This window comes from Streptomyces sp. NPDC058470, assembly GCF_042721055.1.
Classification (GTDB): domain Bacteria; phylum Actinomycetota; class Actinomycetes; order Streptomycetales; family Streptomycetaceae; genus Streptomyces.
Window position 1 is genome coordinate 1 of record NZ_JBHXMF010000025.1, and the last position, 20400, is coordinate 20400.

18 protein-coding genes and 1 tRNA gene are annotated in these 20400 nt (G+C 70.8%); 13 read left to right on the forward strand and 6 right to left on the reverse strand.

The window, feature by feature from the left end:
• Nucleotides 1–101: 101 nt before the first annotated feature.
• Complete coding sequence (locus ACFWP7_RS19600) at nt 102–722, reverse strand: TetR/AcrR family transcriptional regulator (protein ID WP_384382796.1); 621 nt, start codon at nt 720–722, stop codon at nt 102–104.
• A gap of 83 nt (nt 723–805) precedes the next feature.
• Nucleotides 806–1984, reverse strand: a complete 1179-nt coding sequence (locus tag ACFWP7_RS19605; RefSeq protein WP_384382797.1) for a Glu/Leu/Phe/Val dehydrogenase dimerization domain-containing protein — start codon at nt 1982–1984, stop codon at nt 806–808.
• 341 nt (nt 1985–2325) lie between these two features.
• Here ACFWP7_RS19605 and ACFWP7_RS19610 point away from each other — a divergent pair, with 341 nt between their 5' ends.
• The 11 genes from ACFWP7_RS19610 (at nt 2326) to ACFWP7_RS19660 (ending at nt 13993) form a co-directional block, all read left to right on the forward strand.
• Nucleotides 2326–3561: an MBL fold metallo-hydrolase gene (locus tag ACFWP7_RS19610; RefSeq protein ID WP_384382798.1), complete on the forward strand. Its 1236-nt coding sequence runs from the start codon at nt 2326–2328 to the stop codon at nt 3559–3561.
• A gap of 393 nt (nt 3562–3954) precedes the next feature.
• Nucleotides 3955–6234, forward strand: coding sequence for an ATP-binding protein (locus ACFWP7_RS19615; RefSeq protein WP_384382799.1), 2280 nt, complete (start codon nt 3955–3957; stop codon nt 6232–6234).
• Between the two features lie 80 nt (nt 6235–6314).
• Nucleotides 6315–6749: a roadblock/LC7 domain-containing protein gene (locus ACFWP7_RS19620; protein ID WP_266835426.1), complete on the forward strand. Its 435-nt coding sequence runs from the start codon at nt 6315–6317 to the stop codon at nt 6747–6749.
• A gap of 2 nt (nt 6750–6751) precedes the next feature.
• The gene (locus tag ACFWP7_RS19625) at nt 6752–7123 is read left to right on the forward strand and encodes a DUF742 domain-containing protein (RefSeq protein WP_384382800.1); all 372 of its coding nucleotides are present in this window, start codon (nt 6752–6754) and stop codon (nt 7121–7123) included.
• On the forward strand, nt 7101–7700 hold the full coding sequence (locus ACFWP7_RS19630; RefSeq protein ID WP_384382801.1) for an ATP/GTP-binding protein: 600 nt from the start codon (nt 7101–7103) through the stop codon (nt 7698–7700). Before ACFWP7_RS19625 ends, ACFWP7_RS19630 begins: the two co-directional genes overlap by 23 nt.
• A 52-nt stretch (nt 7701–7752) precedes the next feature.
• Entirely contained in the window at nt 7753–8370 is a 618-nt protein-coding gene (locus tag ACFWP7_RS19635) for a GAF domain-containing protein (RefSeq protein ID WP_384382802.1), read from the forward strand.
• Nucleotides 8371–8534: 164 nt separating this feature from the next.
• Nucleotides 8535–9563 (forward strand): L-threonine 3-dehydrogenase, encoded by a 1029-nt coding sequence (gene tdh, locus ACFWP7_RS19640; RefSeq protein ID WP_384382803.1) that lies wholly within the window; start codon nt 8535–8537, stop codon nt 9561–9563.
• Between the two features lie 203 nt (nt 9564–9766).
• Nucleotides 9767–10960 (forward strand): glycine C-acetyltransferase, encoded by a 1194-nt coding sequence (locus tag ACFWP7_RS19645; RefSeq protein ID WP_384382886.1) that lies wholly within the window; start codon nt 9767–9769, stop codon nt 10958–10960.
• A gap of 69 nt (nt 10961–11029) precedes the next feature.
• Nucleotides 11030–11932: a LysR family transcriptional regulator gene (locus tag ACFWP7_RS19650; protein ID WP_384382804.1), complete on the forward strand. Its 903-nt coding sequence runs from the start codon at nt 11030–11032 to the stop codon at nt 11930–11932.
• Between the two features lie 213 nt (nt 11933–12145).
• A complete protein-coding gene (locus ACFWP7_RS19655; protein WP_384382805.1) occupies nt 12146–12505 on the forward strand; it encodes an MmcQ/YjbR family DNA-binding protein in 360 nt (119 codons plus the stop codon).
• A gap of 108 nt (nt 12506–12613) precedes the next feature.
• Nucleotides 12614–13993, forward strand: a complete 1380-nt coding sequence (locus ACFWP7_RS19660; RefSeq protein ID WP_384382806.1) for an MFS transporter — start codon at nt 12614–12616, stop codon at nt 13991–13993.
• 456 nt (nt 13994–14449) lie between these two features.
• Here ACFWP7_RS19660 and ACFWP7_RS19665 read toward each other — a convergent pair whose 3' ends face one another.
• Nucleotides 14450–15361: a transketolase family protein gene (locus tag ACFWP7_RS19665; protein ID WP_384382807.1), complete on the reverse strand. Its 912-nt coding sequence runs from the start codon at nt 15359–15361 to the stop codon at nt 14450–14452.
• A 53-nt stretch (nt 15362–15414) separates the two neighbouring features.
• The gene (locus ACFWP7_RS19670; protein ID WP_384382808.1) at nt 15415–16116 is read right to left on the reverse strand and encodes a transketolase; all 702 of its coding nucleotides are present in this window, start codon (nt 16114–16116) and stop codon (nt 15415–15417) included.
• 153 nt (nt 16117–16269) lie between these two features.
• Here ACFWP7_RS19670 and ACFWP7_RS19675 point away from each other — a divergent pair.
• A tRNA-Pro gene (locus ACFWP7_RS19675) sits at nt 16270–16343 on the forward strand.
• A 246-nt stretch (nt 16344–16589) separates the two neighbouring features.
• Here ACFWP7_RS19675 and ACFWP7_RS19680 read toward each other — a convergent pair.
• Together ACFWP7_RS19680 and ACFWP7_RS19685 are read right to left on the reverse strand one after the other, a co-directional pair.
• The gene (locus ACFWP7_RS19680) at nt 16590–18173 is read right to left on the reverse strand and encodes an MFS transporter (RefSeq protein ID WP_384382809.1); all 1584 of its coding nucleotides are present in this window, start codon (nt 18171–18173) and stop codon (nt 16590–16592) included.
• Nucleotides 18174–18293: 120 nt separating this feature from the next.
• The gene (locus ACFWP7_RS19685) at nt 18294–19586 is read right to left on the reverse strand and encodes an alpha/beta hydrolase (RefSeq protein ID WP_384382810.1); all 1293 of its coding nucleotides are present in this window, start codon (nt 19584–19586) and stop codon (nt 18294–18296) included.
• A gap of 178 nt (nt 19587–19764) precedes the next feature.
• Between ACFWP7_RS19685 and ACFWP7_RS19690 the strand changes: the two genes are divergently transcribed.
• The gene (locus tag ACFWP7_RS19690) at nt 19765–20349 is read left to right on the forward strand and encodes a TetR family transcriptional regulator (protein ID WP_384382811.1); all 585 of its coding nucleotides are present in this window, start codon (nt 19765–19767) and stop codon (nt 20347–20349) included.
• Nucleotides 20350–20400 lie beyond the last annotated feature (51 nt).

Sequence of the window (20400 nt, forward strand, 5' to 3'; positions counted from 1 at the left end):
GCGCCGGGGTTCCGGCGCCGCGCACCACCCCTCGGCGTCTGCCGGGAGAGCCTTCGGGCGTACGAGGTGAAGGGGGCACAACGCCTGGGACGGTATGCCTCTCAGCGCACCGCCGCCGTCAACGCCTCCCGCTCAAGGCCGAGTTCGCGCGCGAGTGCCTCGTCCACCCACTCGTGGGTCTGAGCCCGCGACACCGCACCCTCGTACGCGGTCATCTGCACGGCGAGCCCGTCGAGCAGCGCTGTCAGGCGAAGGGCCGTGCCGGTGGGGTCCGGGCAGCGGAACTCACCCGCGGCCACGCCCTCCGCGATCACCTCGATGATCGCGGCCTTCCACTGCTTGTCGAGATAGCACGTGACCTCTCTGAGCGCGGGCTCGCGCAGTGCGGCCGCCCAGCCCTCGATCCACAGCCGCCACCCCTTGGCCTGCCCGGTCGGCGCATACCAGCGCACCGCGGCCCGCAGTCGGCGCAGCGCCGAGGTGCGACGGCCGAGCAGCTTGCGCAGATGGGCGAGGTCGTCCTCGGCGGCGTAGGCGAACGCCTCCGCGAGCAGCTTCTCCTTGGTCGAGAAGTGGTACAGCACCAGCGCGTTGCTCACCCCGAGCGCCGAGGCCACATCGGCGATCCGTACCGCCGCCACACCCCGCGCCTCGATCTGCTCGACCGCGGCGCGCAGCAACTCCTCGCGCCGTTCCGCCACGTTCAACCGCACTCTTGCCACGCGGCAACCCTAATCCCTCGCCAGAGGGCGTGTCGGCGTCGGGTCTCCCAGGTCGCGCCGGGGATGCGGGTGGCCCAGCGTGGTCATCCGTACCAGCCGAACCGCTCGGCGATCACCGGCAGTCGGTCGGCGACGATGGCGTGCGCGGCGGCTCGCGGCGTGCTCCCGTCGGCCTCCGCGCGGGCCAGCATCTGGTCGATGAGGGCGCGCATGGAGCGCCGGATGTAGGCGAAGGCCTCGTCCGCGTCCGCGCCGATGTCGCCGAACAGCGTCCACCACCACCAGGCGTTCGTGCCGGAGTTGACCACGACGTCCGGCAGGACGGTGACTCCGCGCGCGGCGAGCAGTTCCTCCGCCTCGGCCAGAAGGGGCATGTTGGCCGCCTCGACGATCCAGCGGGCGCTGATCAACTGCTGGTTCACGGTGTCGATCGCATAGGAGACCGCCGCGGGCACCAGCACCTCCGCGCAGGCCGACAGCCATGCGTCGCCCGGCAGTTCACGGTCGGCCGGGCGCAGCGCCGAGCGGTCGACCGTCCCGTAGGCGTCCCGCGCCGCGAGCAGCGCGTCGACGTCGAGGCCGTCAGGGTTGCCGATCGTTCCCTTGATGTCGGCGACGGCCACTATCGTGAGTCCCGCGCGCGCGAGGAAGCGTGCCGTGGCCCCGCCCATGGTGCCGAGCCCCTGCACGGCGACGCGCGTCCCCGCGTACGGCATCCCGGCGCGGTCCAGGGCCGCGAGCACCGACTCGGCGACACCGCAGCCCCCGACCAACTCGTCGAGTCCGATCCCGTCCACCTCGACCGCGAACGCGTCCGCGAGCCGCCGTCTCGCGGTCACCTCGTCGTCGAGCAGCGGGTACACGGCCTGGATGGAGGAGACGAGCCCCGCCTCCTCGGCGGCCCGGTCGACCAGGTCCTGGGTGAGACCGAGGTCCTCGCCCGTGGTCCAGAAGCTCTCGATGTACGGGCGCATGGCGCGCAGGTAGCGCACCAGGAGTCCGTACGCCGCCGGGTCCTGGGGGTCGCAGTCGATGCCGCCCTTGGCGCCGCCGAGCGGGATGTAGCGGCCCTCGGAGTGGTAGTGCAGGGCTTCTTTCATGGTCATGCCGCGGGCGAGCCCGGCGACCTCGTCGAGCGTGCAGCCCGCCCGCATCCGCAGTCCGCCGCTGGCGACACCTCGTACGAGCCGGTCGACCACGAGGAAGCCCTGGTGGCCGGTGACGTGGTCGGTCCAGGTGAGCGTCATCAGGGGGGCGGTCACGGGGTCTCCTCGGTATACGGCGATCAGGGGGTCGGCCGACCGGCGCGAGGTCCACCGCCGTGGGGGTGTCGGAGCCCTCGGTACATGGTGTCCCCAAAGGCGGCCGGACGGGCGGGGCCGGACGGTCACAGTACGCGTACTGAACAGGCAGTCAGTAATTGAGCTCCTGGTGACGGAAAGGGGCACACACCCGCCCCGGGGTTAGGAAGAAGGGGGCGCTCCATGGGGTTGAGGAGATACAGGCCGTACGGTCACGGACATCGCGCTGTGACGGGTCCGCCCCGGCGCTGTCGGATGCGGCGACCATAATGAAAGCCTGACTGACTCCACCTGGAGGTACTGTGACCGGTTTCCGTCCCCTGAGCTCCGGGCTCCGCGCGCTGCGGCCCGCCGCCTTCGGCGCGGATCCGAGCGGTGAGCGACTGGAGCGCATCCGCAGATCGCCCAACTTCGCGGACGGTGTCTTCACGAACCCGGCGGGTACCCCCCGGCCCGACGGCGCCATGCGTGAGGCCGCGAAGGCCTACCTCCGTAAGGAAGAGCGTGTCCGGCGCGCCCCGGCCGGCACGGTGCCGGTGCACGCCACGACGCTCGCCGACCTCGCCAGGCCCGCGCCGAGCGGGCTGCGGCTCACCTGGATGGGGCACTCCAGTGTGCTCGCCGAGATCGACGGGCACCGGGTGCTCTTCGATCCGGTCTGGGGCGAACGATGTTCTCCGTTCAACTTCGCCGGACCCAAGAGGCTGCACCCCGTACCGCTGCCGCTGGCCGCGCTCGGACCCGTCGATGTGGTCGTCATCTCGCACGATCACTACGACCACCTCGACCTGCCCACGATCAAGGCCCTGGCCGGCACGGACACGGTGTTCGCGGTGCCGCTCGGTGTCGGCGCCCACCTGGAGCACTGGGGCGTGTCGCAGGACCGGCTGCGCGAGCTGGACTGGAACGAGTCCACGAAGGTCGGCGGCATCTCCCTGACTGCCACACCCGCCCGCCACTTCTGCGGCCGGGGTCTGCGCAACACCCAGCACACACTCTGGGCGTCCTGGGCGGTGGCCGGTGCCGACCACCGGATCTACCACAGTGGTGACACCGGCTATTTCGAGGGCTTCAAGGACATCGGCGCCGAGCACGGACCGTTCGACGCCACGATGATCCAGATCGGCGCGTACAGCGAGTTCTGGCCCGACATCCACATGACGCCCGAGGAGGGCATGCGCGCCCATCTGGATCTTCAGGGCGGGCGACGGGGGCTGGAGGGTGGTCGGCCCGGCGGCGTCATGATGCCGATCCACTGGGCGACGTTCAATCTGGCGGCCCACCCCTGGGCGGAGCCCGGCGAGGGGACTGTCGCCGCCGCAGACGCGGTCGGTGCGCGCGTCGCGCTGCCGCGCCCCGGCGAGCCCTTCGAACCGACGGCCGAAACCGTTCCGTCCGAGCCCTGGTGGCGCGCCGTGGCCGTCACACCGGAGGCCGGATGGCCCGCCGTGCAGAAGACCGCGGCCAACACACCGGGTGACGTCGTCGCGGGGACCACGGAGGGCACAGGCGAACCGGAAACGGTGCCCGCGGGCTGAAATCCCGATCCCGGGGACCACGTTTTCGACCAACGGCGAGGGCCGGGGAGCACATTGCTCCCCGGCCCTCGCCGTTTGTCGCTGACCGCTTCTGAACAGCTCTGATCGAAACCGTGCTCTACGGGAACGCGCGTCCGAGGGTGTTATCGGTCTGTCGTACGAAGGATCATACCAGAGCGGGACCCTGCCCGTCTGACTTTGTCAACTGCCCACCGCACATGAAGCGTTGCCGACTACTGTCAGTTGCCGTCGGGCGACGAGGGGCCGAATTCTTCGGCTCTTCTCGACCGGCACCGCGATGACGCCCGACCGAGTCGAGCAGACCCGCGGGAGCCCCAGGGGATGTCCGACCCGTCAGTCCCCTACCCCCGACGTACCAGTACAAGGACGCCGATGTCTCAGCTTCGCGCACCGGCCGCACGCGCAGACCGCCGTGAGGGCGGACGGCACGGACGGCCGGTCGCCCACACAGCCCCCTCGCTGCCCGAAACCCACCTACGGCCCCAACTGCTGCGCCTGGCGGTGCTGCCGCCGACCGCAGTGGCTCTCAGTGCGTCCGCGGCCGTGCTGTTCACCGTCCGCTCCACCGGCGCACGGCCCGGCCTCACGCTGTGGGCCGTGCTCGCGGGAGCGCTGGGCGTGGCGCTCGCGGGCATCGTGATAGCCGCCGTGGCCGCCGACCGCGCCGCCACGTCCGTACGGGACCGGATAGGTGCCCTGCGCCGCACCAGCGCCCGCACCGAGGGCGACCTGCGCGCCCTCGTCGAAGGGCTGCGCCGCGGCGAGAGTCCGCCCGCCCGCAAGGCGCGCCGCCAGCCGCCCGCGGACGCCGACGACTTCGAGCTGCTCGCCGCCGATCTCTCCCGCGCCCACGACGGCGCCATCACGGCCGTCGTACAGGCCGCGCAGCTCTCCAGTCATGCGGGCAGCGAGCAGAAGGTCGAGGTCTTCGTCAATCTGGCCCGGCGGCTCCAGTCCCTCGTGCACCGCGAGATCTCGATCCTCGACGAGCTCGAGAACGAGATCGAGGACCCGGATCTGCTCAAGGGCCTTTTCCACATCGACCACCTCGCCACCCGCATCCGGCGGCACGCCGAGAACCTCGCCGTGCTCGGTGGCGCCGTCTCGCGCCGTCAGTGGAGCAACCCCGTCTCCATGACCGAGGTACTGCGATCCGCGATCGCCGAGGTCGAGCAGTACTCGCGGGTCAAACTGGTGCCTCCTATCGACGGCACACTGCGCGGACACGCCGTCGCCGACGTCGTCCATCTGCTGGCCGAACTCGTCGAGAACGCCACGGTGTTCTCGGCCCCGCACACGCAAGTGCTACTGCGCGTCAACCTCGTGACCTCCGGACTCGCCGTCGAGGTCGAGGACCGGGGCCTCGGCATGCCGCTGGGCGAACAGAACAAGATGAACGCCCTGCTCGCCGACCCCGATCAGGTCAATGTCGCCAGCCTGCTTCAGGACGGCCGCATCGGTTTGTTCGTCGTCTCGCAGATCGCGCGCCGGCACGGCATCCACGTACGGCTGCAGACCAATATCTACGGCGGTGTCCAAGCCGTACTCGTCGTGCCGCAGGCACTGTTGGGGACGGCGCAGGGCGACCCCGGAGGTGTGACGCGGGGGCAGCCCCAGCAGGCGGCGGGGCACCGGCGCCCGTCGGCGGGTCCGGGGGGCGTGCAGGCGGCCCCGGTCTCCGCGCCGCCCGGGAGCGGGGCGGGTTCCCCCATGCCTCGGCAGACGCAGCGGGACCAGGCGCCGAAGGGTGCGATGACCACGGGGCGCGGTGGTCCGGCGCCGCTGCCCATGCGCGGAACCCGCGTGGCGCGGCCCAACCCGGCCGAGGCCGTACCCGGCATCCGTCCCGACGACGGGCACGGGGTGACGGACAACGCGGCGCTGCCGCCAACAGCGCGGGGCAGCGCCGTCCGCGGCACCATGGGCAAGCCCCAACTGCCCACGAGACGCGCTCAGGAACACATCGCCCCCCAGTTGCGCGACGGGCCCGCACCCCGCCGCGAGACGGAGTACGTCCCCGGTCATGACCCCGGCCTCATGGCGGCGTTCCAGCGCGGGATCGGGCTCGCGGAGGTGGCGCAGGCGGAATCGGCGCGCGTGGAGCCCTCGGATGCGGAGGCTTGGCCTCTGGGCGGCTCGTCCACGCTGCCGCCGCTGGAGGTTGTTCGGGTGGATGCGCCGGTCGTGGGCGTGGCCCATATGGGGCACGCCCACGTGAGTCACGCCCACGCGGATGCTCCTGGGGACTCCCGCAGAGAGCAACCACACGTGGAGGAACCACACGTGGATGCCTCGCACATGGAGCGATCACATATGGAGCGATCGCATATTGATGAGCTGCATATGGATGAGCGGCACGTGGATGGGGTGACCCGAGTCGACGGGGTGACGTCCGCGGGCGTCGCCTCCATGGACGTACGGCCGATGGATGTACGCCCGGCCGACGCGCCGCAGTTGGGTAGGCCGCAGGCGGGTGGACCGCAGGCGGACGGGCCGCCCGGAGTGCCCAGCGATGCGGCGCACATAGTCGAGGTGCACACGGCCCATGCGCCCGCGCCGCACGAGGTGCAGGGGGCGCGCGACGCCGCGCCCGCGCCTGCGCCCGGACAGGGATTCACCACCCGGCACGACGGGAGCGCACCGGCCGGATGACCAGTGGCTTCTCCACCCCCACCAGCACCTCCACCCCCTCCGCTCTCGCAGACCTGCGTACCTCAAGGAGTCGATCCACCATGGCGAGCGATGCGCCGACCGGCCATGTATCCGATCTCGACTGGCTGATGAGCGGCCTCGTGCAGCGCGTGCCGCACACCACGAGCGCGGTGCTCCTGTCCTGCGACGGACTCGTGAAGTCGGTCCACGGCCTCGACACGGACAGCGCCGACCACATGGCCGCGCTGGCCTCCGGCCTCTACTCCCTGGGCCGCAGCGCGGGCATCCGCTTCGGCGACGGCGGCGACGTACGTCAGGTCGTCGTCGAACTGGACTCGACCCTGCTGTTCGTCTCCACGGCCGGCTCCGGCACCTGTCTCGCCGTACTTGCCGGGCGTGAGGCCGACGCGGCGGTGCTCGGCTACGAGATGGCGATGCTGGTCAAGAGCGTCCGGCCGTATCTGATGACCGCACCCCGGCAGCCCGCGGCCGAACCCTCGGCGATGAGGCCTTGAGCGTGGCCGCCGCCGGCGACGGGCCCTGGCTCGACGACGCGGCCGGCCGGCTGGTGCGCCCTTACACGGTCAGCAACGGCCGGACCCGGCCCACCACCGCGCTCGACCTCCTGTCGCAGGTGATGGCCACCGGCGCCACTCCCCTCGGCTACCTCGGGCCCGAGCACACCCAGGCACTCGAACTGTGCCGGGTCCCCATCTCGGTCGCGGAGATCGCCGCACACCTGAAGCTGCCGGCGGCGGTCACCAAGGTGCTGCTGTCCGACCTCGTCGACTGCGGGGCGCTGACGACGAAGCCTCCCGTGTTCGACCACAACCCCACTGACCAGTCTCTTCTGGAGGCAGTGCTCGATGGACTACGACGACAGCTCTGACCCCTTCCCCACCGCGCTGAAGATCCTGGTGGCGGGAGGGTTCGGGGTAGGCAAGACGACCTTCGTCGGCGCGGTGAGCGAGATCGCGCCGCTCAGTACGGAGGAGCTGCTCACCACGGTCAGTGCCGCCACCGACAGTCTCGACGGCGTCGAGAACAAGGTGGAGACGACCGTGGCCATGGACTTCGGCCGGATCACTCTCGATCCGGAACACGTGCTGTATCTGTTCGGGACGCCCGGGCAGGAGCGGTTCTGGTTCATGTGGGACGAGCTCTCCGAGGGGGCGCTCGGCGCGGTGATCCTCGCCGACACACGCCGTCTGGAGGACTGCTTCGCGGCCGTCGACTTCTTCGAACAGCGCGGTCTCGGCTTCATCGTCGCGGTCAACGAGTTCGACGGCTCCTACCGCTACGACCCCGAGGAGGTGCGCGCGGCCATCGACCTCGACCCCGAGATCCCCATCGTGCGCTGCGACGCCCGGATCTCCAGCTCGGGCGTGCAGACCCTGCTCGTCCTGGTGCGGCATCTCCTCGCACACGCGCCGGCACACTCACCGAGTACGGGAGCCCACACATGACGCACGTATCAAGTAGTGGTGGAGCCCATGCCCCAAGGCATGGAGCCCGTATATGAGTGACGAGCCCCGGCGTCCTGCGGGGCGTCTGCTGCTGACCCCGGAGGACAAGGATGCCCCCGCCCGGGTGCGGCGGCTGCGCCGACTGGGTCTGGGGGAGCGTGCGGAGCCCGCCTTCGACGCCTTCGCGGACAGGCTCGCCGAGCTCGCCGCCGTGCCGTACTCGATGGTCAACTTCATCGACGAGAACCGGCAGTTCTTCGCGGGACTGCACACCCCGGACGGCAGTGGCCCGGGTATCGGCGGCTCGGGTGACCGGCTGATCGCGGTCGCCACCGCGTCGGACGGTTCAGGACTCCGCGTGGGCCGCTGTCTGACGCGCGACTATGGCTTCTGCCCCCATGTGGTGGTCCGACGTAAGGCGCTGGTCCTGGAGGATGTCTGCGACTACCCGCGGTTCGCCGGGAACCCCGTCGTCGACGAGATCGGTGTCCGTTCCTACCTCGGCGCCCCGTTGATCGACCACACGGGCATCGCCCTCGGCACGGTCTGCGCCGTCGACACCGAGCCGCGCCCTTGGGGAAGAGCGGGGCTGGAGATCATCAAGTCGATGGCTGCGGAACTGGTCCAGCAGATCGAGCTCCGGGAGAGCGGCCGGCTACTGGAGGAGTGAGGCGCGGGGTGGCGTGAAGCGGAGCTGTGGCCGCGCTTAAGAAATCCTCGATGGACCAGGGAGCCGTCGTACGGCAGATTTCCAGGGGATTTCACCCCTCTCCCGGCATGGGTCGGCCGTTTCGGCGTGCCCTGCTCCGGGAGCTCACCCACAGGAGCCGTTGAGTGAAGGCGCTGGTCAAGGAGAAGGCGGAGCCCGGGCTCTGGCTCGTGGACGTTCCGGAGCCGCAGGCCGGCCCCGGCGACGTACTGATCAAGGTCCTCAGGACGGGGATCTGCGGTACCGATCTGCACATCCGGTCCTGGGACGGCTGGGCGCAACAGGCCATCCGGACGCCGCTGGTGCTCGGGCACGAATTCGTCGGCGAGGTGGTCGGGACCGGTCGCGACGTCGCCGACATCAAGGTCGGTGACCGGGTCAGCGGCGAGGGCCACCTGGTGTGCGGCAAGTGCCGCAACTGTCTGGCCGGGCGACGGCACCTCTGCCGCGCCACGGTCGGTCTGGGCGTCGGCCGCGACGGCGCGTTCGCCGAGTACGTGGTGCTGCCCGCTGCCAACGTGTGGGTGCACCGTGTCCCCGTCGACCTCGACATCGCCGCGATCTTCGACCCGTTCGGCAACGCCGTGCACACGGCTCTCTCCTTCCCGCTGGTCGGCGAGGACGTACTGATCACCGGCGCCGGACCCATCGGCCTGATGGCCGCCGCGGTGGCCCGGCACGCCGGTGCCCGCAACGTCGTCGTCACCGATGTCAGCGAGGAGCGCCTTGAGCTCGCCCGCAAGATCGGCGCGAGCCTCGCCCTCAACGTTTCGGACGCGACCATCGCCGACGGCCAGCGCAAGCTGGGACTGCGGGAGGGCTTCGACATCGGCCTGGAGATGTCGGGGCGTCCGGAGGCGATGCGCGACATGATCGCCAACATGACGCACGGCGGCCGGATCGCGATGCTCGGCCTGCCCGCCGAGGAGTTCCCGGTCGACTGGTCCCGGATCGTCACCTCCATGATCACGATCAAGGGCATCTACGGCCGCGAGATGTTCGAGACCTGGTACGCGATGTCGGTCCTCCTCGAAGGCGGCCTCGACCTCGCGCCGGTGATCACCGGCCGGTACGGCCACCGCGACCACGAGGCGGCCTTCGCCGACGCGGCGAGCGGCCGCGGCGGCAAGGTCATCCTCGACTGGACCCTCTGAAGGCTTTGACCCGCCGAAGGCTTCAAGAAACCGAGGCTTGAAGAAACCGAGGCTTCAAGGGAACCAAGGCTTCCAGGGAACCAAGGCTTCCAGGGAACCAAGGCTTCAAAGGGAACCAAGGCTTCAAAGGAGCCGAGGCTTCAAGGAACTCAGGGATTCAACGAACTCAGGATTCAAGGAACGAAGGCTTTAAGGAACTGATGATGTTCGATTCCGTACGCGACGATCTGCGCACCACCCTCGACGAGATCCGCGCCGCCGGTCTCCACAAGCCCGAGCGCGTCATCGGCACCCCGCAGTCGGCGACCGTGAGCGTCACCGCGGGCGGGCGCCCCGGCGAGGTCCTCAACTTCTGCGCCAACAACTACCTCGGCCTCGCCGATCACCCCGAGGTCGTCGCCGCCGCCCACGCGGCCCTCGACCGCTGGGGCTACGGCATGGCGTCCGTGCGCTTCATCTGCGGTACGCAGGAGGTGCACAAGGAACTGGAGCAGCGGCTGTCCGCGTTCCTCGGGCAGGAGGACACGATCCTTTACTCCTCCTGCTTCGACGCCAACGGCGGCGTCTTCGAGACCCTCCTCGGCGCCGAGGACGCGGTCATCTCCGACGCCCTCAACCACGCCTCCATCATCGACGGAATCCGCCTCTCCAAGGCACGCCGCTTCCGGTACGCCAACCGTGATCTGGCCGACCTGGAGCAGCAGTTGAAGGAGGCGAGCGGCGCCCGGCGCAGGCTGATCGTCACGGACGGCGTGTTCTCCATGGACGGGTACGTGGCTCCGCTGCGCGAGATCTGCGACCTCGCCGACCGCTACGACGCCATGGTCATGGTCGACGACTCGCACGCCGTCGGCTTCGTCGGCCCCGGCGGCCGCGGCACCCCCGAACTGCACGGCGTCATGGACCGCGTCGACATCATCACCGGCACGCTCGGCAAGGCGCTCGGCGGTGCCTCCGGCGGTTACGTCGCCGCCCGCGCCGAGATCGTCGCGCTGCTGCGCCAGCGTTCCCGCCCGTACCTCTTCTCGAACACGCTCGCCCCGGTGATTGCCGCCGCCTCCCTCAAGGTGCTCGACCTGCTGGAGTCGGCGGACGACCTGCGGGTCCGGCTCGCGGAGAACACCGCGCTGTTCCGCCGCCGGATGACCGAGGAAGGCTTCGACATCCTCCCCGGCGACCACGCGATCGCCCCCGTCATGATCGGCGACGCGGCGAGGGCGGGACGCCTGGCGGAGCTCCTCCTGGAGCGCGGTGTGTACGTCATCGGCTTCTCGTTCCCGGTCGTGCCGCAGGGCCAGGCGCGTATCCGAGTGCAGCTGTCCGCCGGGCACTCGACGGCGGACGTGAACCGGGCGGTGGACGCGTTCGTGGCCGCCCGCGTGGAGCTGGACGCCTGAGCGAGAGGCTTTCCGGCTCGCCCGGCCTCAGAGACTTTCGGGTTTGCCCGACCTGAGAGAATCGGTCGCATGATCGAAGCGCGGCGGCTCCACATCCTTCGTGCGGTGGCCGACCACCGCACGGTCACGGCGGCAGCCGCCGCGCTCCATCTCACGCCCTCGGCCGTCTCCCAACAGCTGACCGCCCTGGAGCAGGAGACGGGCCACCGCCTGGTGGAACGCGGCGCGAAAGGCGTACGGCTGACTCCGGCCGGTGAGATCCTGCTCAGCCACACCAACACGGTCCTCGCCCAGCTGGAGCGGGCGGAGGCGGAGCTCGCCGCCTACAGCTCGGGCGCCGCCGGCACGGTCACGGTCGCTTCATTCGCCACCGGCATCGCCCTGGTCGTCGCACCCGCGGTGGCCCGCCTCGCCGCGTCGGCGCCCGGCATCCGTATCCGCGTCCAGGACGCCGAAGGCGACGCCAGCCTGCCGATGGTCCTCGATCGGCAGGTCGATGTCGCGGTCGCCGTCGAGTACCGCGGGGCCCCGCGGGCCGACGACCCCCGCCTGACCCACGTACCCCTGTACGCCGAGCCCTTCGACGCGGTGGTCCCGGTCGGCCATCGCCTCGCGGACGTGGACGAGGTGCCGCTCGCCGAGCTGGCCAAGGACACGTGGATCGGCCCGTACCCCGGGAATCCGTGCCACGAGGTGGTGGTCCTGGCCTGCGAGAGCGCTGGCTTCCAGCCCCGCCTCGAACACTCCTCGGACGACTTCCGCGCGGTGGTCGCCCTGGCCTCGGCCGACGCGGGGGTGGCTCTCGTACCGCGCTCGGCGCTGATCGGCATGGACCTCACCGGCGTGGTCGTCCGCCCGGTCGACGGGGTGGCGCCGACGCGCCGGGTCTTCGCGGCCGTACGGCGGGGAGCGGAGGGGCATCCGCTGATCCGGCCGGTGCTGGATGCGCTCGGGGCGGCCGCGGAGGGGTAGCGCGGGCCGTTGCCGTGGGAGCTGCCCGCCGCACCGAGCTGCCGCTCCTGGAGGATGTGTCGGCTTTGCGGCGTGGGCCGGACCTGCGCCTGGGGAGTCTCGACCCGGGGGTTCGGTGTGGTCAGGGCGTCGTCGGCCGTGGTCCGCCGCATGAGCGGAAGGCGGGACGGTGGCCCGGCGCGATTGTCGGTGCCATTGGTTACGGTGCCTCTCATGCCGGATGCCGAAGACGTACGCCGTATCGCCCTCTCCCTGCCGGACACGACGGAGAAGGTCGCCTGGAGCATGCCCACGTTCCGGGTCGCGGGAAAGATGTTCGCCACACTGCCCGAGGCCGAGACCTCCATCGCCGTGCGCTGCCCGAAGGAGGAGCGGGACGAGCTTGCCAGGGCCGAGCCCGCGAAGTTCTGGATCGCCGACCACGAGGCGGGCTTCGCCTGGGTCCGCGTCCGTCTCGCGGCCCTGGAGGACGACGGCGAACTCCGCGACATCCTCGCCGACTCCTGGCGCCAGGCGGCCACGACCCGACTGCTCGAGTCCTACCCGGAGTTGGGCCTGCCGTCCGTCGACTGAGACTGCCGAGGCGTTGTCAGTGCGCCGTGGCATGATCCGAAGGCAGGAGTGGGACGGGGGCTCCGTGGGGGAGTTGCAGGGGATCGGTCGGCGGGGAGGGGGAGCAGGATGGGCGGGGAAGCACCGGCCGGGCAGGTCACGGCACGGAGCGAGGCTTCCGGCCGTGGCCCGGGCGAGGCCCGTGGCCGCCGCGACCCGGCTGCCGAGCGGGACCCACGGCCTGTCTGGTCAAGGGACTTCGCGCTGTTCTTCGTCGCGCGAGCCCTCGCCCGGCTCGGGGACACCATCCTGCCGGTGGCACTGGCCGCGGGACTGCTGCAGTACGGGTACGGGGTGGGCGCGGTCGGCCTGGCGATGGCCGCGTCGGCCGCCCCCTTCGCCGGGCTGGTCATCTTCGGCGGGGTCATCGCCGACCGGTTCAGCACGCGCAAGCTGATGATCGGCGCCGACCTGGTCCGACTGGTCACCCAGGCCCTCACGGCCGGGCTCTTCTTCGCCGGCCACGTGGTCCTCTGGCAGATCTGTCTGATCGGCGCGGTCAACGGCGTGGCGGGCGCGGTCTTCCAACCCGGCGTCGCCAGTACGGTGCCGCGCCTCGCCACCGACGTACAGGGGGCGAACGGTGCGATACGGATCGCCGAGTCGGCCGCTCAGCTCGCGGGCCCGGCCCTTGCGGGCCTGCTGGTCGCGTTCGCGTCGGCCGGAGCGGTCTTCGCGGCCCACGCGGGCACCTACGCGCTCAGCGCCCTGTGCCTGCTGCTGCTCCGGTTGCCACCGGCCGCACCTGGAAGCCACGTTCGCCACGGCAGTACCTTCCGGGCCGAACTCGCCGAGGGCTGGCGGGAGTTCAGGGCCCGGACCTGGCTCTGGGGAGTCATCGCCGTCTGGTGCGTGTACATGATCTTCTGTTGGGGTCCGACGGTCCCCCTGGTGGCGACGGAGGTGGTCCAGCAGTACGGCCCGCGCGCCTACGGCCTGGTCAACTCGGCCCTCGGCGCCGGCACCGTCATAGGCGGACTGATCGCGCTGCGACTGCGCCCCCGCCGCATGCTGCGGGTCGGTTCGATCGCCCTCTTCGCGTTCGCCTGTTTCCCGGCGTCCGTCGGAGCGGGGCTCGGCGTCGCGGCCATGTCGGCGGGAGCGGTGATAGCGGGAGCGGGCCTGTCCGTGTGGGGAGTGATGTGGGCCACCAGCGTGCAGACGCAGGTCGCGCCGGACGTCCTCAACCGCATCCACGCGTACGACGTCGCGGGCTCCCTGGCGATGATGCCCGTCGGCCAGGCCCTGGCGGGACCGGCCGCGACGGTCCTCGGCGCGGACAACGTCCTCCTCGTCGCCGGCGTCATGACCCTTGTAGCCGCGACGGCCCTGCTGTCGGTGCCCGCGATACGTGACCTGGTGCGCGTCGACACCTCGGCTTCCGCTCGTGCGGCGGGACTGCGCGCGACCGGGGCGATACCGGAACCGGCGCGAGGGGAGCAGCGCTGAGGCGCGCGCTGACAGGGGTGGGGGCGGCGGGTCAGGTGCGCGTGCGGGCTGCAGGGGTGGGTGGTGGTCGTATGCGGATGCTTGTCATCGGGGTGCCATTGGCCTCACATGGATGACGCACGCTCTTGGGGCACGTCGTTGGCTTCATATGGATGCTTGGTTTCGGGGCACGCCGTCGGCTTCATGTGGATGCTTGACCTCGGGGTGCGGCGGGCCCTCGGGGTGCCGCGGGGCCTCATGTAGACGCCACGGGGTGCTGGGGCGTCTACATGAGACGCCCCAGGTGTGCCCCCAGCTTCACTTGGATGCCTGCCCTGCGGTGCCGCGGCCTCACGTAGACGCCGGGGGTGCCGGGCCTCACGTAGCCGCCCCCGGGTGCGGCCTCCCGCGCACGCCCTCCATGGTGCCCCGGCCCCAGGGGACGCCCCGTCGCCCCGTGGCCCCGGCGTCCTCGGTTCAGACGCTGACGCCGGCCCGCAGGAAGCCGTCGATCCGCTCACGCAGCGACCTCGCGTCGAGACCGTGTGCGGTCAGGTGCTCGTCGACGCGGCCGTAGCGGCGCAGCTCACGGCGGCCCACGCCGAGACCGAGGACGCGGTGACGCACGTCGGCGAGTGCGCCGGACGCGGAGGCTGTGGACGTGTCGGCCAGGTACGGCTCGACGAGGACGACATCGGTGCCCGCCGCCTCGGTCGCCCGGCGTAGCGCGGCCCTGTCGAAGGGGCGGACCGTCGTCGCGTACAGGACGGTGACGTCGAGCCCTTCCGTGGCGGCGAGCGTGGCGTCGAGCATCGGGCCGACGGCGACAACCACCCCGGCGTGCCCTTCGCGGACGGTGACGAAGCGCGCCCCGTCGACCGGAAGCCCCTCCGCGTTGGCCTGCACGGACAGTCGCACGTACACCTTGTCGTCCCCGGCGGCGACCGCGTGGCGCAGCAGCGTCTCGGCCTCGTCCGGATGCCCCGGCACATGCACGGTCCAGCCGTCGAGGGTGTCGAGCAGGGCCACGTCGCCGGGCGACATGTGGGTGTAGCCGCCCGCGGGCCAGTCGAAGGACGCGGACGCGCTGACCAGCACGGCGCCCGCGCCCTGATGCCCGAGGTCGAGCTTGACCTGCTCGAAGGGCCGCTCGACGAGGAAACTGGCGAAGGTGTGCACCACGGGCCGCAGCCCGGTCAGCGCCAGGCCCGCGGCCGCCCCGACGAGGAGCTGTTCGCGAATGCCGATGTTGATCACCCGCTCCGGGTGCCTGTGCCGAGCCGCCTCGAAGCCGTCCCTGCCGATCTCGGCGAGGACGACGGCGATACGTGGATCCTCGTCGAGCAACTGGGAGACGACCGGGGCGAAACGGTCACGCATGGTGTCCATGGGATCTGGTGTCCTTTCAGCGTGCTTGCGGGGAGACCGGGCCACAGCCCGCCTCAGGCGAACTTCGATTCGACCTGGGCGACGACCACCCGGGGGCGGCCTGGATGAGGGGCGGTGAAGGCGGCGTACAGCGCCTCGTGGTCACGGCCGTCAACGGTCGTCGCGGACCAGCCGGCCGCCACGAACCGTGCGGCGATTCCGCCGGGCCGGGCGTGACTGGCGGAGGAGTTGTCGATCACGACCGTGTGCAGCCGTTCCAGACCGGCCGGCCCGGCGTAGGCGATCGCTTCGTGGTTGCTGCCTTCGTCCAGTTCCGCGTCGCCGATCAGCACCCATACGCGTGGCTCGTCGAGCCCTTGCGCCCGCAGCCCCAGCGCCATGCCGACGGCGATCGGCAGTCCGTGCCCCAGCGACCCGCTGCCGATCTCGGCACCCGGGACCAGCAGCCGGTCCGGGTGGTGCCCGAGGGGTGAGTCGTAGGAACCGAACCCGGGCAGCCATGCGACGGGCAGGAAGCCCCTGGCCGCCAGCACCGCGTAGTACGCCATCGGCCCGTGCCCCTTGGACAACAGGAACCGGTCCCGCTCCGGATCGTCCATCCGCTCGGGCCCCACCCGCAGCACCCGGTCGTACAGCACCCACAGCGCGTCCAAGGTGGACGTAGCCGCCGGTCCGTGCTTCTCATCGCCGGTCAGCAGCCCCATCAACCGGGGCAGATCCGCGTACGCGTAACCCTGTTCCGCTGTGCTCGTCATACGGAACAGCCTGCAACCTCAACCAAACTCCAGGTCAACCTGCTGTGAGCCGGCCTCCGCCTGCCCCCGGAAACGAGGGCGCGATCACCAGCACGAGTGCGGTATTGTTTCGATGCGCGTTCGGCCAGAGGAAACACCAGGTCAGGCGGGCATCGGGACGTGGCGCAGCTTGGTAGCGCACTTGACTGGGGGTCAAGGGGTCGCAGGTTCAAATCCTGTCGTCCCGACGGTGTTCATCAGCGGGTCTGCCGGAAACGGCGGGCCCGCTGATTGCGTTTGCGGGACGGGTGAGGGCAATTCCTGGCTGCCCGGCGGGATGGTGGCCGGGGGCGCGGATCTGGGGCAGGACGGCTGTCGGACCGACGAGCGCACGCCCCAGGTGACCTCGGTCATTCGCGAAACCTCCGGCTCGGGCCCCCGGAGCCTCGGGCGTCAGCCCGCGGTGCGGCCGAGGCACCGGGGCCGGGGGCGGTTCAGACAGTTGCCCCCGCTTTGGACGACGACTCCGCTTCGGCGTCCTCGGCGGGGCCGACCGTTCGGTCCGTCAGGATGCGGTGGAGCACCAGCGCGCTGACCACGCAGATGCCGGCCGCGCACCACAGGACGACCTGGAAACCCTGGGTGTAGCTCTCGCGGAGAAAGTCGGTGAACTCAGCGCGCACGCCGGTGGGCACCTGCTCGGCCGGCCCGGTGACGTTGCCGCTGGTGACGCTGTCGGCGACACCGCGCGTGCTGAGATCGGTGCCCTGGGAGAAGCGGCTCAGACCGTCGGAGACGCGGCCTTGGACCAGCGAGACGAGCGTCGCGACCATGCCCGCGACCGCGACGGCCTCACTGGCAAGCCGGATCGTGTTGAACATGCCGCTGGCCATACCGACCTTGGTCGGCGGAACGGTGCTGACCGCCGCGCCGTCCATGAGCCCGTAGATGAGCCCGATGCCGACGCCGACCATGAACAGGGGTCCGGCCAGGCCGAGCAGGCCGATGCCGGGGTGGACCACCGTCAGCCAGGCGCAGCCCGCGGCGACGAGCAGCAGGCTGCTGCTGAGGATCGAGCGCATGGAGACGCCGGACCGCACGAGGCGCCCGGCGACCAGCGGGAACGCCAGTACCGGAGCGGTGAGCAGCAGCAGGGTCAGGCCTGCCTGGCTGCCGCTGAGCCCGTTCGCTCCGACCAGGTATGACGGCAGCAGCACCATCAGGCCGACGAAGCCGAAGGAGACCGCGGTGGCCAGCAGGTTGACGGCCAGGAAGCGGGGCTCGGTGAAGAGCGTGAGGTCGAACATGGGCTTCTGTCGGCGCCGTTCGACGACGACGAACGCGCCGAGGAACACCACGCAGCTGATGAACAGGCCCAGGACTGTCACGCTGCCCCAGCCCCACTGCGGGCCCTCGATGATGCCGAGCGTGAAGAGGAAGAGCCCGAGGGTGAAGGTGACCGTACCCGGCCAGTCGACGGCGTTGGCGTCGGGGTCCTTCGACTCCCGGACCAGTTTGAAGCCCACCAGGGACGCCGCCGCGATGACGACCTGGACGGAGAAGACGGAACGCCAGCCGAGGCCGGAGACCAGGAGACCGGAGGTCGTCGGGCCGAGCGCCAGGCCCGCGCCGATGGTGACGCCCACGTACGCGAACGCCTTCGTCCGGGCGGCGCCCTGGAACATGTTGGCGATGACGGAGACACCGGCGGTCATGATGGCGGCGGCCGCCACGCCGGAGATGCCGCGCGCGACGTCGAGGACGATGACGTTGCCGGCGAGGGCGGCGATCAGCGACGAGACGCCGTAGAGCCCGACGCCGAACGAGAAGACCCTCTTGCGGCCGATCCGATCGGCGATGGAGCCCGCCGCCATCATGAAGCTCGCGGCGGTCACGTTGTAGGCGTTGACGACCCACTGCAGCGGTACGACACCCGCGTCGAGGTCGTGACCGATCGCGGGCAGTGCCACCGGCGCGCTGCTGAGGCCGATCGGGACGATGAACACGGCCAGGCACAGGGCGAAGATCGTCAGTCCTGCCCGTGGGGGTGCCTCAGGGATGGCGGTGACGGCAGTCATCCGACTGCTCCTTCCGAGGGGAAAGAAAAGGGGAAAAGAAGGGGGAGAGATTTGAGGGAGACAGAAGGACTGCCGGGGACGGAAGTACGCCCCCCTGCCGTCCTGATCGTCGGGCGCCGGTCAGTGGGTGCGGCGCGGGAGGTCGCGCAGGAACTGCGACAGGGTCTGCAGGAAGCGGTTGTCGTCCCACTCGGCGTAGACGACGTCCTGGTGGGAGAGGGCGGCGTCCGCATGGAGCGACAGTTCCGGGATGCGGCTGGCGGCGGTCACGGCGGCGGCTGCCTGGCCCGTGGTGCCGTTGGTCAGGCCGGACTGGAAGGCGTACAGGGGAATGTCGATCTCGGCGGTGTGCGACAGACGCAGTCCCAGTCGGCGGGTGACGGCGGTCTCGGTGAACGGCATCCCGGCGACGTAGTCGAGCAGGACACGATTGAGGGTGTACCAGAGCCAGGCGCCCGGCTGCGGGCCCGCGAACGCCTCGGCGACGGTGGTCAGGCGCGTCGGACCGCCGTCCGTCCAACTGCCGCCGTCCTCAAGGGCGCCGGCGTTCACCGAGAACGACGGGTGGGCGTGCTTCGCGTCGAAGAGGTGTCCGAGCAGGCCCGCGTTGGTGAGCTTGCGCTCGGTGCGGACGGTCTCGGGCAGCCGGTCGGCCAGTACCGCGGGCGCGTCCGGGTCGGTCACCGCGTACACGGCCGCCAGCTGGAACCAGATGGCGGCGTCCTCGGGGTGGGTGCCCAGGCCGACGGTGGTGGTCGTGAAGTCCTCGAAGACGGCGCCCTGTTCGATCGCCCCCAGCCAGCCCTCGGCGGCCGGCAGCGGCAGGTCGAACTCCATACCCGCGCCCGAGTAGGCGTTGAGGACACCGCCGTCGACGACCGCGAGACCCGCGAGGTCGCGGTAGCCCGGGGTGCCGTCGAAGTCCCAGCCGGCGTAGAGCAGCGCGGCGGTGGCGCCCACGGAGACCCCGCCGAGGATCACCACACGGCGGCCGCCGTCCGACGCGGCCTGCACCACGCGGCGCAGGTCTTCCACCAGGACTTCCAGACCCCAGGACGCGGCGAACGGCGACTGTGCCTGTTCCCGCACCGTGTAGTGCCCGCCCAAGTAGTACTCGGTGGCCTGCTCGGGGCTCTGGGCGAACCCGGAGAGGTCCGCGAGGTTCTGCTCGCGCCGGTCGACCGCCCACACCTGCAGGTCCTCGGACGCCCCGGTGAGGCTGCGCGCCGCGTGCTTGAAGACGGCCGCACCGCCCTCACGGCCACCGACCAGTATCAGGACGCGGTCGGCGTCCGGACTGCCGATCTTGAGGACGCCGACCTTCTGGAACTCGGCAGGGCCGCTCGCGGTGACGCCCTCCTGGAACTCGTACGTCTCGATCCGGTCCGGCCGGCCCTGTGGGTCCTGCGACATGACAATTCGCTCCTTGGTAGATGCATGTTCTGCGCGTCTCGCGACATTAATGTAGCTAGAAAATATGGAGATGCAACATCGATGATGCAAGTAATCGTGGTCTCGCTACACTGATGTACGGTGAGGGGGTTGCGAGTTCCGAGGAGAGACCTGGGAGAAGCAGGGAGGCGGTCACACCGTGCCGGACACCACGAGAGAGCGACCGCTGCGCGCAGACACCGAGCGCACCGTTCGTACGATCCTGGAGACCGCCGAGCGCGTGCTGAGCGACGACCCCGGCGCGAGCCTGGCCCAGATCGCGGCCGCCGCGGGCGTGGCGCGCACCACCGTGCACCGGCGTTTCGTCTCGCGTGAGGCGCTGCTCGACGCGATGGCGGCGCACGCCTTCCGGCAGGTCGAGGAGGCCATCGACGCGGGCCGCCCGGAAACCGCACCCCCGCTGGTCGCCCTCCACCAGGTCACCGCGAACGTGATCCAGGTCAAGAGCGGGTGGCGGTTCGCCATCAGCCAGCCCCGGTTGCGCGACCCCGAGGCCGTCGCCGCACACGACCGGATCTTCGCCAAGGGCCTGCTCCTCCTCGAACGCGCCCAGGAGGCCGGGCTGTTGCGCCCCGGCGCCGATCTGGCCTGGGCGCAGCGCGCCTACCACGCCCTGATCGAGCAGGCGATCCTGGAGCGCGCGGTGAGCGACATCGACCCGGACGCGCTGGCCGCCGCGGTCGTGGACACGCTGCTCAACGGAGTCGGCCCGCTCAAACGCTGACCGGCCTCTGGTACGTGGCTGACTGGCATCCGGTACAGGGCTGACCGGCCT

Bases quoted from the DNA above. Each gene is read 5' to 3' on its own strand.
- ACFWP7_RS19650 (WP_384382804.1), top strand. From the start codon at position 11,030: ATGATCGAAGCGCGGCGGCTCCACATCCTTCGTGCGGTGGCCGACCAC.
- ACFWP7_RS19660 (WP_384382806.1), top strand. From the start codon at position 12,614: ATGGGCGGGGAAGCACCGGCCGGGCAGGTCACGGCACGGAGCGAGGCT.
- ACFWP7_RS19670 (WP_384382808.1), bottom strand. From the start codon at position 16,116: ATGACGAGCACAGCGGAACAGGGTTACGCGTACGCGGATCTGCCCCGG.
- ACFWP7_RS19630 (WP_384382801.1), top strand. From the start codon at position 7,101: ATGGACTACGACGACAGCTCTGACCCCTTCCCCACCGCGCTGAAGATC.
- ACFWP7_RS19655 (WP_384382805.1), top strand. From the start codon at position 12,146: ATGCCGGATGCCGAAGACGTACGCCGTATCGCCCTCTCCCTGCCGGAC.
- ACFWP7_RS19665 (WP_384382807.1), bottom strand. From the start codon at position 15,361: ATGGACACCATGCGTGACCGTTTCGCCCCGGTCGTCTCCCAGTTGCTC.
- ACFWP7_RS19620 (WP_266835426.1), top strand. From the start codon at position 6,315: ATGGCGAGCGATGCGCCGACCGGCCATGTATCCGATCTCGACTGGCTG.
- ACFWP7_RS19615 (WP_384382799.1), top strand. From the start codon at position 3,955: ATGTCTCAGCTTCGCGCACCGGCCGCACGCGCAGACCGCCGTGAGGGC.
- ACFWP7_RS19680 (WP_384382809.1), bottom strand. From the start codon at position 18,173: ATGACTGCCGTCACCGCCATCCCTGAGGCACCCCCACGGGCAGGACTG.
- ACFWP7_RS19635 (WP_384382802.1), top strand. From the start codon at position 7,753: ATGAGTGACGAGCCCCGGCGTCCTGCGGGGCGTCTGCTGCTGACCCCG.
- ACFWP7_RS19685 (WP_384382810.1), bottom strand. From the start codon at position 19,586: ATGTCGCAGGACCCACAGGGCCGGCCGGACCGGATCGAGACGTACGAG.
- ACFWP7_RS19645 (WP_384382886.1), top strand. From the start codon at position 9,767: ATGTTCGATTCCGTACGCGACGATCTGCGCACCACCCTCGACGAGATC.